This is a genomic window from Buttiauxella sp. B2, assembly GCF_006376615.1.
GTDB lineage: Bacteria > Pseudomonadota > Gammaproteobacteria > Enterobacterales > Enterobacteriaceae > Buttiauxella.
This window is the reverse complement of the sequence record NZ_VEXQ01000016.1, coordinates 88603-102142: the sequence shown is the minus strand read 5'-3', so window position 1 is coordinate 102142 and position 13540 is coordinate 88603. Positions and strand designations below refer to the sequence as shown.

At 49.3% G+C, this 13540-nt stretch carries 13 protein-coding genes and 1 tRNA gene; 12 read left to right on the top strand and 2 right to left on the bottom strand.

The window, feature by feature from the left end; genetic code table 11:
- Positions 1–2 precede the first annotated feature (2 nt).
- Together FH968_RS17050 and rsmC are read right to left on the bottom strand one after the other, a co-directional pair.
- Positions 3–86, bottom strand: a tRNA-Leu gene (locus tag FH968_RS17050).
- A 119-nt stretch (positions 87–205) separates the two neighbouring features.
- Complete coding sequence (gene rsmC, locus FH968_RS17045; protein WP_139881725.1) at positions 206–1240, bottom strand: 16S rRNA (guanine(1207)-N(2))-methyltransferase RsmC; 1035 nt, start codon at positions 1238–1240, stop codon at positions 206–208.
- Positions 1241–1483: 243 nt separating this feature from the next.
- On the opposite strand from rsmC, the gene FH968_RS17040 reads away from it, so the two are divergent.
- The 12 genes from FH968_RS17040 (at position 1484) to deoB (ending at position 13510) form a co-directional block, all read left to right on the top strand.
- A complete protein-coding gene (locus tag FH968_RS17040; protein ID WP_189389172.1) occupies positions 1484–1897 on the top strand; it encodes a DNA polymerase III subunit psi in 414 nt (137 codons plus the stop codon).
- Complete coding sequence (gene rimI, locus FH968_RS17035) at positions 1866–2309, top strand: ribosomal protein S18-alanine N-acetyltransferase (protein WP_139881721.1); 444 nt, start codon at positions 1866–1868, stop codon at positions 2307–2309. Before FH968_RS17040 ends, rimI begins: the two co-directional genes overlap by 32 nt.
- Before the next feature lie 16 nt (positions 2310–2325).
- Complete coding sequence (yjjG, locus tag FH968_RS17030) at positions 2326–3000, top strand: pyrimidine 5'-nucleotidase (RefSeq protein ID WP_139881719.1); 675 nt, start codon at positions 2326–2328, stop codon at positions 2998–3000.
- Positions 3001–3203: 203 nt separating this feature from the next.
- Complete coding sequence (gene prfC / locus FH968_RS17025; protein ID WP_139881717.1) at positions 3204–4793, top strand: peptide chain release factor 3; 1590 nt, start codon at positions 3204–3206, stop codon at positions 4791–4793.
- A gap of 352 nt (positions 4794–5145) precedes the next feature.
- Positions 5146–5763 (top strand): molecular chaperone OsmY, encoded by a 618-nt coding sequence (osmY, locus tag FH968_RS17020; RefSeq protein ID WP_139881715.1) that lies wholly within the window; start codon positions 5146–5148, stop codon positions 5761–5763.
- A gap of 140 nt (positions 5764–5903) precedes the next feature.
- Positions 5904–6065 (top strand): DUF1328 domain-containing protein, encoded by a 162-nt coding sequence (locus tag FH968_RS17015; RefSeq protein ID WP_064513877.1) that lies wholly within the window; start codon positions 5904–5906, stop codon positions 6063–6065.
- A gap of 231 nt (positions 6066–6296) precedes the next feature.
- Positions 6297–7370 (top strand): patatin family protein, encoded by a 1074-nt coding sequence (locus tag FH968_RS17010; RefSeq protein ID WP_139881713.1) that lies wholly within the window; start codon positions 6297–6299, stop codon positions 7368–7370.
- Positions 7367–8146: a TatD family hydrolase gene (locus FH968_RS17005; RefSeq protein ID WP_139881711.1), complete on the top strand. Its 780-nt coding sequence runs from the start codon at positions 7367–7369 to the stop codon at positions 8144–8146. The genes FH968_RS17010 and FH968_RS17005 overlap by 4 nt, the downstream gene beginning before the upstream one ends.
- A gap of 167 nt (positions 8147–8313) precedes the next feature.
- The gene (locus tag FH968_RS17000) at positions 8314–9591 is read left to right on the top strand and encodes a NupC/NupG family nucleoside CNT transporter (protein ID WP_139881709.1); all 1278 of its coding nucleotides are present in this window, start codon (positions 8314–8316) and stop codon (positions 9589–9591) included.
- A 464-nt stretch (positions 9592–10055) separates the two neighbouring features.
- Positions 10056–10835 carry a deoxyribose-phosphate aldolase gene (deoC, locus tag FH968_RS16995; RefSeq protein ID WP_139881707.1) on the top strand — a complete coding sequence of 260 codons (780 nt, stop codon included), beginning with the start codon at positions 10056–10058 and terminating at the stop codon, positions 10833–10835.
- Between the two features lie 58 nt (positions 10836–10893).
- The gene (gene deoA / locus FH968_RS16990) at positions 10894–12213 is read left to right on the top strand and encodes a thymidine phosphorylase (protein WP_139881705.1); all 1320 of its coding nucleotides are present in this window, start codon (positions 10894–10896) and stop codon (positions 12211–12213) included.
- A gap of 73 nt (positions 12214–12286) precedes the next feature.
- Positions 12287–13510 (top strand): phosphopentomutase, encoded by a 1224-nt coding sequence (gene deoB / locus FH968_RS16985; RefSeq protein WP_139881703.1) that lies wholly within the window; start codon positions 12287–12289, stop codon positions 13508–13510.
- Positions 13511–13540: the final 30 nt, after the last annotated feature.

The following is a 13540-nucleotide window of genomic DNA, read 5'->3' as shown; positions in this document are numbered from 1 at the left end:
GGTGCGAAGAGAGGGACTTGAACCCTCACGTCCGTAAGAACACTAACACCTGAAGCTAGCGCGTCTACCAATTCCGCCACCTTCGCATACCCACAATACCGAAGTATTGTAACCACGGAGGCGCATTCTAGATGTTTTCAGCGCGTCGTCAACAGTTAATTTGGTGCCGCATTTCTAATCGCTGTAAAAAGCGGCACTGCGTGTGTTAGCGCTTCTTCTTTGCCCCACGAACAACGACAGAGCGGTAAACTTTGAAACGACCCGTCTGTGCGATCACTTCGTGGTTACCAAACGTTTCATCCAGCACGTCTGGATACGCGAGGAAGGCGTTTGCCACAATGCGTAATTCACCACCAACACTCAGGTGGCGAATCGCGCCACGAATCAGTTGGTGTGCAGCATCAAGGCTAGTTTGCAGGCCATCGTGGAAAGGTGGGTTAGAAATAATCATGTCAAAACGACCATTCACTTCGGAATAGACGTTGCTGGCGATAACCTCGCCTTCAATACCGTTAGCAGCAAGCGTTGCGCGGCTAGCTTCAACGGCTGGAGCGGAAACATCGCTTAATGTCAGACGAACTTTTGGAGAGTGCTTAGCGAGTGAAACAGCTAACACACCTGCGCCACAACCCACATCCAGCACTTTACCTTTGGTATGCGGAGTTAACGTGGAAAGCAGTAATTTACTGCCGGTATCCAGGCCGTCGCGGCTAAATACGCCTGGCAGTGTTTTCACGTTCAGACCTTCGTGTTGATACTCATCCCACCAGGAATGTTCATCAAATTCCGGCTGTTTCTCCAGGCTGCCATGATAGAAACCGCAACGACGCGCACTATCAATTTTATTGAGTGGGCTGAATTCGGCGAGCATTTGCTCAGCGCTACGTACACCACTGCGGTTTTCACCCACGACAAAAATGTCGCTGCCAATCGGCATTAACGACAGGATATTCATTAACTGGAACTGTGCTTCTGGCTTGTTCTTCGGCCAGTAATAAACCAGGGTATTACAGTCGCCAATTGTGCTGGCATCAGCCACCAGACCGTATTGTGCATCTTCGCCCATTTGAGCGCTTAATACCTGCCAGTGGTGAAATTGCTGGGTATGAACGCGACTTGCTGCCGTTTCAAAACGGGCTGGCAGATCGTCTTGTAAGTCACCGGCAAACAGCACGCGGCTTTCGGTAAAATCATCGCTATGGCGCAGTAGCACTTCACTTGCCGGGGTTAACGCAGTCATCAAATTACTCCTGGAAAATCAGAACCGGGATTATACACTTCTTACTCGAAGTTGCAGCGGCGTTAACTGCACTCACTCACCCGAATCACTTACCCAAAAGTAAGCTCATCGGGATGAGCTCCCTTGTCGCCTTGCTGCAACTCCGATTAATTTGCGTAAAAGAGCTTTAATGGCGCACATTCGATGAATTTGCTATATTTGCGCCCCAATTGGCACTCTCTATCGGGTTTCGCTATGTCTCATATACCTTTGCGACGTGACTGGTTGTTACAACAACTGGGCATTACCCAGTGGGAGCTGCGACGCCCGGCCGCGTTGCAGGGCGAAATTGCAGTCTCACTGCATAAAAACGTTAAGTTACTGATGATCGCCGAAGATCTGCCTGATTTAAGCGATCCGCTGGTTACAGATGTTTTGCGCAGCTTGAACCTGGATGCTCAGCAGGTCATGCAATTAACGCCAGAACGGGCCGCGATGCTGCCAGATGAAAGCCGCTGTAATAGTTGGCGGTTGGGTGTGAGTGAACCGCTCCCCATTCCTGGCGCGCAGTTAGCGACCCCCGAATTAAACGAGCTTTATCATAATGGCGCCGCTCGGCAGGCGCTGTGGCAGCAAATTTGCGAACATGAACACGATTTCTTCCCTCACCACAAGTGACTTAGCGGCGGCTTACGCCATTGAACTTCGCAGCCATGCTTTCCCATGGAGTGAAAAAACCTTCGCCAGTAATGAAGGTGAACGCTATTTAAATTTCCGTCTGGATGTTGACGGTAAAATGGCGGCATTTGCTGTGACACAAGTCGTGCTTGATGAGGCGACGTTATTCAATATTGCGGTCGATCCTGCTTATCAACGCCAGGGTTTAGGTCGTCAGTTGCTGGAGCATTTAATCAGCGAGCTGGAAGCGCGAGATGTGTTTACCCTGTGGCTTGAAGTGCGTGCCTCCAACCGAGCAGCGATTGCACTTTACGAAAGTCTGGGCTTTAACGAGGCGACAATTCGTCGTAACTACTACCCGACAAAAGAGGGCAGGGAAGACGCTGTCATCATGGCATTGCCAATAGGTTAAAACGAAAGGTGTGGAAATGAACTGGGACTGGATTTTATTTGATGCTGACGAAACGTTGTTTACCTTTGACGCTTTTGGCGGCTTACAGCGGATGTTTCTCGATTATAGCGTGACCTTTAACGCTGAGGATTTCCAGGATTACCAGGCCGTTAACAAACCTTTATGGGTCGATTACCAGAACGGTGCCATTAGTGCGCTTCAGTTACAGCATCAGCGTTTTGAGGGATGGTCGGAAAGATTGTCAGTGCCTGCCGGCGACCTGAATGCGGCTTTTCTCAATGCTATGGCCGAAATTTGCGCGCCCTTGCCCGGTGCGGTTTCTTTGCTTAATGCACTAAAAAATAAAGTAAAAATAGGCATTATTACCAATGGTTTTACTGCATTGCAGCAAATTCGCCTCGAGCGCACAGGTCTACGAGACTATTTCGATTTGCTGGTGATTTCCGAGCAAGTTGGTGTTGCGAAGCCAGATAGTAAAATTTTTGATTATGCTTTTGAGCAAATGGGCAATCCACCGCGCGACCGCGTATTGATGGTAGGCGACACGGCGGAGTCAGATATTTTGGGCGGCATGAATGCAGGGATTGCGACCTGCTGGCTCAACGCCCACGGACGAAACTTGCCAGAAGGCATCGCGCCAACATGGGAAGTGACCTCACTAAGTGAACTGGAGCTACTGTTGTGTAATTGATGATTGCATCTACCCGCCATATTTCAAGTTGCATCTTTGTTGGCTGCATTCATTCACCCGAATCACTTACCGCCTCAATGCAGCTCGAATTATTTTGGGTACCACATTGATTGTTAAACCTGACCTGATGGGTAAAATAGCCGTCAGGTAACGTTCATTTGCCGCGCAGCCATGACTGTGCGCAATTCACAGAAGATTTCATTATGACTTTGTCTCCTTTTTTGCAAGAAGTGGGGAAACGCCGCACTTTTGCGATCATTTCTCACCCCGATGCCGGTAAAACGACCATCACTGAAAAAGTGCTGTTGTTCGGACAGGCAATTCAGACTGCGGGTACCGTGAAAGGCCGTGGCTCTAACCAGCATGCTAAATCTGACTGGATGGAAATGGAAAAGCAGCGTGGTATTTCGATTACCACATCGGTTATGCAATTCCCGTATCATGATTGCCTGGTCAACCTGCTCGACACCCCGGGGCACGAAGACTTCTCCGAAGATACTTACCGTACTCTGACCGCCGTTGACTGCTGTCTGATGGTTATCGACGCTGCGAAAGGTGTTGAAGATCGTACCCGTAAGCTGATGGAAGTTACTCGTCTGCGCGATACGCCAATTCTCACTTTTATGAACAAATTGGACCGCGATATCCGTGATCCAATGGAAGTGATGGATGAAGTTGAACGTGAGCTGAAAATCGCTTGTTCACCTATCACCTGGCCAATCGGCTGCGGCAAATTGTTTAAAGGTGTATATCACCTTTATAAAGACGAAATTTATCTCTACCAGACCGGTAAAGGCCACACCATTCAGGAAGTGCGTATTGTGAAAGGGTTAGATAACCCTGAGCTTGACGCCGCTGTGGGTGAAGATCTTGCAGCCCAACTGCGTGATGAGCTGGAACTGGTACAGGGCGCTTCCCACGAGTTTGATCGTGAGCTGTTCCTTGAAGGCGAGCTGACTCCTGTCTTCTTCGGTACTGCGTTGGGTAACTTCGGTGTTGACCATATGCTTGATGGCCTGATTGACTGGGCTCCGGCGCCGATGCCGCGCAAAACGGATACCCGTGAAGTTCAGGCTGCGGAAGATAAATTCACCGGCTTCGTCTTTAAGATTCAGGCCAACATGGACCCGAAACACCGCGACCGCGTTGCGTTCATGCGTGTGGTTTCCGGTAAGTACGAAAAAGGCATGAAATTGCGCCAGGTTCGTACCGGTAAAGACGTGGTGATTTCTGACGCTCTGACCTTTATGGCAGGTGACCGTTCGCATGTTGAAGAAGCTTACCCTGGCGATATCATCGGCTTGCATAACCACGGCACCATCCAGATCGGCGATACCTTCACCCAAGGTGAAATGATGAAGTTCACCGGCATTCCGAACTTCGCGCCGGAACTGTTCCGCCGTATTCGCCTGCGTGACCCGTTGAAACAGAAACAGTTGCTTAAAGGCTTGGTGCAGCTTTCTGAAGAAGGCGCGGTACAGGTATTCCGTCCTATTGCTAACAATGACTTGATTGTTGGTGCGGTGGGTGTGCTGCAGTTTGACGTGGTTGTAGCGCGTCTGAAAAGTGAATATAACGTTGAAGCCATTTATGAGTCGGTCAACGTTTCGACTGCCCGTTGGGTTGAAAGCACTGACGTGAAGAAGTTTGAAGAATTCAAACGGAAAAACGAAATGCAGTTGGCTCTCGATGGTGGCGATAACCTCGCTTATATTGCTCCAACTATGGTCAACCTGAACCTGACACAAGATCGTTACCCGGAAGTTACGTTCCGTAAAACCCGCGAGCACTAATCGTCTCTCAGGGCGCGGCAGCCGTCGCGTCCTGCTACTTTCCCCGTCTTATTAATCCCTTACGGAATGTTCTTAATTTCCCGTATTTCGCCCTCGCCTGCCTGTTTTTCAACCATTCCTACCATGCAATTCCGTGATTGTTGTCTATATTTAACAAAGCAATGACAAATTGGCTGGTCGAATATGCCATGAAGTATAAGGTTTTTGGCAGGTTTGATTATCCCGATTTTGATTGGCGCTATTAAAAGCTGAACGGAAAATTTTTAGGCTGTATCACTGGCCTGGTTTTTAAGGAAAGCCATTACGATAAGGCTTGCGCTCAAATTGTGAGCAAAACTATAGGAATTAATCGATGACTATGACTACGACTAAGATTTCTAAAACTCTGTTGGCTGTTGTTCTTGGCTCTGTGTTGGCGAGCGGTAGTGCGTTAGCTGAAGACACTATGCTGAACAAGACGGAATCTACAGCAAACACAGCAGGTGAAAAAATTGATAGTTCTGTAAAAGACGTCGGTAATTTCATGGATGACAGTGCAATCACCGCGAAGGTAAAAGCTGCTCTCGTCGATAACGAAGCGATCAAAAGTACCGATATCTCAGTGAAAACTGAAAAAAAAGTGGTGACGTTAAGTGGATTTGTTGAAAGCCAGGCTCAGGCTGAACAGGCAGTAACAGTAGCTAAAGGCGTGGAAGGGGTTTCTTCCGTGAGCGACAAACTCCATGTGCGTGATGCTGGCAGTCAATCCGCCAGCGGTTATGCGGGTGACACCGCAACCACCAGTGAAATCAAAGCTAAACTTTTAGCGGATGACCTCGTCCCTTCACGCAAAGTGAAAGTGGAAACTACCGACGGCGTTGTTCAGCTATCAGGCACTGTAGATTCGAATGCGCAATCTTCGCGAGCTGAAAGTATCGCAAAAGCAGTCGATGGCGTTTCAAGCGTCAAAAACGACCTGAAAGTGAAGTAACAAAGAGCATACACAAACTTTCTCCTCAGGCATCGCCGGGGGAGTAGGTCAGCAACATCGTTACTCATATATCGCCAATGAGTGCGTGTCTCGCACTCATCCAGAAGCGATTCGGGTTCACTATGGTTAAGGAGAAGCTTATGTTTCGTTGGGGCATTATTTTTCTGGTCATTGCGTTGATTGCAGCAGCACTGGGTTTTGGTACTCTCGCGGGTACCGCGGCAGGCGCTGCAAAAATTGTCTTCGTGGTAGGTATTATTCTGTTCCTGGTAAGCCTGTTTATGGGTCGAAAACGCCCGTAGCGTGCTATACCCGTCATACTTCAAGTTGTGGGGGTGTTGGCTACACTCACTTACCCCAGTCACTTACCTTAGTAAGCTCCTGGGAATAAGTTCCCTGGCCGCCTACCCACAACTCGAATTATTTAGGGTCTATACTATTTTAGAGAACAGACCAGAGAGCCAGTCTATTTTCATTTAGACTGGCTCTCGCGTATTCAAACTACATAAAAACTTAGAACTTAGGGAAGCAGGGTGGGACAACGCATACCCGTTACGCTCGGCAACATAACGCCGCTTGCGCTAAAAACGTTTCGTCCCGGTAAACTCGCCATTGTTTGTGAAGGCGGCGGGCAGCGTGGGATATTTACAGCCGGTGTGCTGGACGAGTTTATGCGCGCAAATTTCAACCCGTTCGATCTCTTCTTAGGCACCTCTGCGGGTGCACAAAACCTTTCGGCTTATGTTTGTCACCAGCCTGGTTATGCCCGAAGGGTGATTACCCGTTTTACGACGACGCGTGACTTTTTTGACCCCTTGCGCTTTGTGCGCGGCGGCCATCTCATCGATCTCGACTGGCTCGTAGAGGCTACCGCCACCAAAATTCCGCTCTCAATATCGACCGCCGAAAAACTGTTTGAATCCGGTAAAGCATTTTATATGTGCGCCTGTCGTAGCGATGACTATACGCCGGGTTATTTTTCCCCTGACAGTGCTAACTGGCTGAATATACTTAAAGCCTCCAGTGCGATTCCTGGTTTTTACCGCAGCGGTGTTGAAATTGACGGTATCGGATACCAGGATGGCGGAATCAGTGATGCGATTCCGGTGAGAGAAGCGGTGCGCCTGGGGGCCGATACTCTGGTGGTTATTCGCACTGTACCTTCGCAAATGTATTACACGCCTGAATGGTTTAAACGCATGGAGCGCTGGCTTGGCGACAGCAGTCTGCAACCGCTGCTAAACCTGGTGAATCATCATGAAGCCAGCTATCGCGAGATACAGAGCTTTATTGATAAGCCTCCAGGAAAACTGCGTATCTTCGAGATCTATCCGCCAAAACCGCTGATGAGTATGGCGCTTGGGAGCCGTTTACCCGCGCTGAACACGGACTATAAAACGGGTAGATTATGTGGACGCTATTTCCTTGCAACCGTGGGTAGAATGTTGGTGGCTCAACCGCCAATCAAGCGCCATCATCCGCGGATTGTTGTGCCAGGCTCAGTTGTCGTCCCTTCTCCAGTGGTGACTCAGGAACCTTTATCCAAAGCGGTCATTGAGACTCCAGAAGCGAACGATTCCACCTTTAATAATGAGGATTCGGCGTGACGATGATGTTTTACGATACCCACTGTCACTTCGATTTCCCCCCGTTTCGCGACGATGAACCCCATAGCCTTGCGCTTGCCGCACAGTCGGGTGTAGAGAAAATTATTGTACCGGCCATTGAAGCCGACCGTTTTGCCACGGTTCTGGCACTGGCAGACAATTATTCGGCACTGTATGCCGCACTGGGCTTGCATCCAATTATGATTCATAAGCACCAGGACGCCTCGCTGTCGTTGCTCGAGTATTATCTGCAACAACGCCGACAAAAACTGGTGGCGATTGGTGAGATTGGCCTTGATCTCTATATGGAAAACCCGCTTTTTGATAAACAAGAAGCGATGCTGGATGCTCAGCTAAAGCTGGCAAAACGTTACGATCTACCCGTTATCCTCCATTCGCGTCGTACACATGACAAACTCGCAGCCCACTTAAAACGTCACGACTTACCTCGAACCGGCGTTGTGCATGGTTTTTCAGGCAGTTTGCAACAGGCGGAGCGTTTCGTGGCATTAGGCTACAAGATTGGTGTCGGTGGGACGATAACCTATCCGCGAGCAAGTAAAACACGCGATGTGATAGCGCGTTTACCTCTCAGCGCATTAGTACTGGAAACGGATGCTCCCGATATGCCTCTTAATGGATGGCAAGGGCAACCCAACCGTCCAGAACGCATTGCTGAAGTTTTTCAAATGCTATGTACACTTCGTTCAGAACCTTCAGATGTTATGGCAAATGCTTTTATTCATAACTGCCACGAATTATTCGAAATCAAATAGTCAGTAACAAAATGTGATGATGCTCACTTTATAAGATAAACGTTTCCCTCGATTTGTAGAAATACGTGATTGCCATAGCATTTGGTGGGCCTGGTAACGCTATAATCCCGCCGGCTGTTGGCTTTTAGCTTGGTTTTCTTATTTCAATCAATACACAGGGATTCTGTATGCAACTACTCATGGGTTTGATCGGCATGATCGTTCTGCTGCTGATCGCCGTTTTACTTTCCAGTAATCGCAAAGCGATTAATCTTCGTACCGTATTGGGTGCATGGATTATTCAGGTCGGTATCGGGGCGTTGATCCTGTATGTTCCGGTCGGTCGTCAAGTCCTGCTGGCAATGTCCGAAGGGGTAGCTAACGTTATCGCTTACGGTAACGCTGGTATTTCCTTCCTCTTCGGTGGGTTGGTTTCGGACAAAATGTTTGAAGTTTTTGGCGGCGGCGGTTTTGTTTTCGCACTGCGCGTTCTGCCAATTATCGTCTTCTTCTCTTCTCTGATTGCTGTGCTTTACTACCTGGGCATCATGCAGTTAGTTATTCGTATTCTCGGCGGTGGCCTGCGCAAGATTCTGAAAACGTCGCGTACAGAATCCCTGTCTGCAACAGCAAACATCTTTGTTGGTCAGACTGAAGCGCCACTGGTTGTTCGCCCTTATATCGCCACAATGACGCGTTCAGAGCTGTTCGCAGTAATGTGTGGTGGTTTGGCATCCGTTGCAGGTTCGGTATTGGCGGGTTACGCGCAAATGGGCGTGCCACTAGAATATCTGATTGCCGCGTCCTTCATGGCAGCACCAGGCGGCTTACTGTTCGCTAAAATCATCCTGCCTGAAACTGAAACACCAAACGATGCACCTGAACTGGAGTCATTGAAAAATGATCCGGATCGCCCAGCAAACGTGCTGGATGCAGCGGCATCCGGTGCGGCTTCTGGTATGCAGTTGGCTCTGAACGTAGGTGCAATGTTGCTGGCGTTTGTGGCTTTGATTGCACTGCTTAACGGTATGCTTTCTGGGATTGGCGGTTGGTTCAACTACCCGCAACTGTCTATGGAATTGATTCTGGGCTGGGTGTTCTCACCGCTGGCGTGGGTTATCGGTGTTCCGTGGAGCGAAGCTAACGTTGCAGGTTCCTTTATCGGCCAGAAGCTTATCATCAACGAATTTGTCGCGTATCTGAACTTCGGTGAATACCTGAAAGATGACGCGACCGTTGCAGCAGCAGGCCTGCAAGTTCTGTCCTCCCACACCAAAGCAATTATTTCCTTCGCACTGTGTGGTTTTGCTAACCTTTCTTCTATCGCTATCCTGATTGGTGGCCTTGGAAGCATGGCTCCAAGCCGCCGTCATGATATTGCGCAGTTAGGTTTGAAAGCTGTTGCAGCAGGTACGCTGTCTAACCTGATGAGTGCAACAATTGCCGGGGTCTTCCTGTCATTATAAAAAGGTTATGTTAAAATTATAACATCTCTGTGAAATCAATGGCCGGCGCTTTCGTCGGCCATTTTTTATTCCTGAACAGCATTTTTACACTGTCTAACGTTGTTAAATCACATATACTGTAGAAAGTATGTAATTACACCTTTGGCTTTTGTGAAGCAAAACACAAAATCATCCGGATAGTAAATGTTATAATTATAACATTGCTACTGATGATGTGCGGTGAGAAGGATCTCAACGTGATGGTGACTCGCGTTACCTCTGCTCTTCAAGGAACCAAGTCCGCTCCAACGTGTTGAGTTTCGCAGCCAGAAACTTTCATACCCGTCATACTTCAAGTTGCATGCGCGTTGGCTGCTTTCGTTCACCCGAATCACTTACTTGAGTAAGCTCATCGGGATTCTCTCGATTGCCGCCTTCCTGCAACTGGAATTATTTAGGGTAATTATCTTTGTTGGAGAGTATTTATGACCGATTTAACTGCAAGCAGCCTGCGCGCCCTGAAATTAATGGACCTGACAACCCTGAACGACGATGACACAAATGAAAAAGTGATCGCCCTCTGCCATCAGGCCAAAACCTCAGTCGGCAACACCGCAGCTATTTGTATTTACCCGCGTTTTATCCCAATTGCGCGTAAAACTCTGAACGCACAAGGCACACCTGATATCCGTATTGCTACCGTGACTAACTTCCCGCACGGCAACGATGACATCGAAATCGCACTGGCTGAAACCCGTGCTGCTATTGCTTATGGTGCAGACGAAGTTGACGTGGTATTCCCATACCGTGCGCTGATCGCAGGTAACGAGCAAGTTGGTTTTGAGTTGGTGAAAGCCTGCAAAGAAGTCTGTGCTGCGGCTAACGTTCTGCTGAAAGTGATCATCGAAACTGGCGAACTGAAAGAAGAAGCGCTTATTCGTAAAGCGTCTGAAATCTCTATTAAAGCCGGTGCAGACTTCATTAAAACCTCAACGGGTAAAGTGCCCGTTAACGCAACTCCAGAAAGCGCACGCATCATGATGGAAGTTATTCGTGATATGGGCGTTGAGAAAACCGTTGGTTTCAAACCAGCTGGTGGCGTGCGTACTGCTGAAGATGCAGCGCTGTTCCTGTCTATTGCTGATGAACTGTTTGGTGCTGACTGGGCTGATTCCCGCCACTACCGTTTTGGTGCTTCCAGCCTGCTCGCGAGCTTGTTAAAAGCTCTGGGTCATGGCGACGGTAAAAGCGCAAGCAGCTACTAATCTCTTCCTTGCGGCGGTTTTGCCGCCGCATTTCACCTGATGAACTCAGGGGGTTACCTTGTTTCTCGCTCAAGAAATTATTCGTAAAAAACGTGATGGTCATGCTCTAAACGATGAGGAAATTCGTTTCTTCATTAATGGTATTCGGGATAACACTATCTCTGAAGGGCAGATTGCCGCGCTGGCAATGACCATTTTCTTCCACGACATGACTATGCCGGAACGCGTATCACTGACCATGGCGATGCGAGATTCGGGAACCGTGCTGGACTGGAAGAGTCTTAATCTGAACGGTCCAATCGTTGATAAACATTCAACGGGCGGCGTGGGTGATGTGACTTCTTTAATGCTCGGCCCAATGGTGGCGGCATGTGGTGGTTATATCCCAATGATCTCTGGCCGCGGTTTAGGCCATACCGGTGGTACGCTCGATAAACTCGAAGCGATCCCTGGTTTCGATATTTTCCCGGACGATAACCGTTTCCGCGACATCATCAAAAACGTTGGCGTGGCGATTATTGGCCAGACTAACTCGCTCGCACCGGCTGATAAGCGTTTCTACGCGACACGTGACATTACCGCGACCGTAGACTCTATTCCGCTTATCACCGCATCAATTCTTGCGAAGAAACTGGCCGAAGGCCTGGACGCGCTGGTAATGGATGTGAAAGTTGGCAGCGGCGCATTTATGCCGACCTATGAGCTTTCTGAATTACTCGCAGAGGCGATTGTAGGCGTGGCGAATGGTGCTGGAGTGAAAACCACGGCATTGCTGACTGACATGAATCAGGTGCTGGCATCCAGCGCAGGTAATGCTGTTGAAGTTCGTGAAGCGGTGCAGTTCCTGACGGGCGAACATGTTAACCCACGCTTGCATGAAGTCACCATGGCGCTGTGCGTGGAAATGTTACTTTCCGGTAATCTGGCGAAAGACGACGCGGAGGCACGCCTCAAACTGCAAGCCGTGCTGGATAACGGCAAAGCTGCGGAAGTATTTGGACGCATGGTTGCGGCACAAAAAGGCCCTGCAGACTTCGTAGAAAACTATGCGAAGTACCTTCCAACTGCGGTTCTTAGCAAAGCTGTTTATGCAGACCGTGCAGGTTTCGTCAGCGAAATGGACACACGTACGTTAGGCATGGCGGTGGTTTCCATGGGCGGTGGTCGTCGTCAGGCTTCTGACTCCCTTGATTACAGCGTTGGTTTCACCGACATGGCTCGTCTGGGTGAAAGTGTGGATACCGAACACCCGCTGGCAGTGATTCATGCAGCGAGTGAAGCTCAATGGCAGGAAGCTGCGCAAGCTGTGAAAGCGGCAATCAAAGTTAACGGTACAGAACCAGTCGAAACACCAGTCGTGTATCGCCGTATTAGTTAAATACTGGCATACTGATCTGATCACTTTTTGAAACGCCCCTGGGCGTTTCAGGCGCTACTTTGCAGGAGAAATTATGAAACGTGCATTTATTATGGTGCTGGACTCTTTCGGCATTGGCGCGACTGAAGATGCTGACCGCTTTGGCGATGTTGGCTCTGACACCTTTGGTCATATCGCAGAAGCTTGTGCAAAAGGCGAAGCAGACAAAGGCCGTAAAGGGCCACTGAATCTGCCAAACCTGACGCGTCTGGGTCTGGTTAAAGCCGCAGAAGGTTCTACCGGTAAAATCCCAGCAGGTATGGACGGTAACGCAGAAGTTATCGGTGCATATGGTTGGGCGCATGAGTTGTCATCAGGTAAAGATACGCCGTCTGGTCACTGGGAAATCGCTGGTGTACCTGTGCTGTTTGAGTGGGGCTATTTCAGCGACCATGAAAACAGCTTCCCGCAAGAATTACTGGAAAAGCTGGTTAAGCGTGCAAACCTGCCTGGTTACCTCGGCAACTGCCACTCTTCCGGTACGGTGATTCTGGATGAGCTGGGCGAAGAGCATATGAAAACCGGCAAGCCGATTTTCTATACCTCTGCTGACTCCGTATTCCAGATTGCATGCCATGAAGAAACCTACGGCCTGGATAAACTCTACGAACTGTGTGAAATCGCACGTGAAGAGTTGACCGAAGGCGGCTACAACATTGGTCGTGTTATCGCTCGTCCGTTCATCGGCGATAAAGCGGGCAACTTCCAACGTACCGGTAACCGTCACGATTTAGCTGTTGAACCGCCAGCACCAACTGTGTTGAAAAAACTGGTTGATGAGAAAAATGGCCAGGTGGTTTCTGTGGGTAAAATTGCGGATATCTACGCTGAAGTCGGTATCACCAAAAAAGTGAAAGCGACAGGTCTGGATGCCTTGTTTGATGCCACTATCAAAGAGATGAAAGAAGCGGGCGACGACACTATCGTGTTCACCAACTTCGTTGATTTCGACTCATCTTACGGCCACCGTCGTGATGTTGCAGGTTATGCAGCAGCGCTGGAACTGTTCGACCGCCGTTTGCCTGAGCTGATGGAACTACTGAAAGAGGACGATATTCTGATCCTCACCGCTGACCACGGTTGTGATCCAACCTGGCAGGGTACTGACCACACGCGTGAGCACATTCCAGTGCTGGTCTACGGCCCGAAAGTGAAAGCTGGCTCGCTGGGACACCGTGAAACCTTCGCGGATATCGGCCAGACTGTGGCGAAGCACTTTGGTGTTTCTGACATGGATTACGGTAAGAACATGCTCTAATTTCGTTGGGCAGATGAGCTTCTGCCCAGA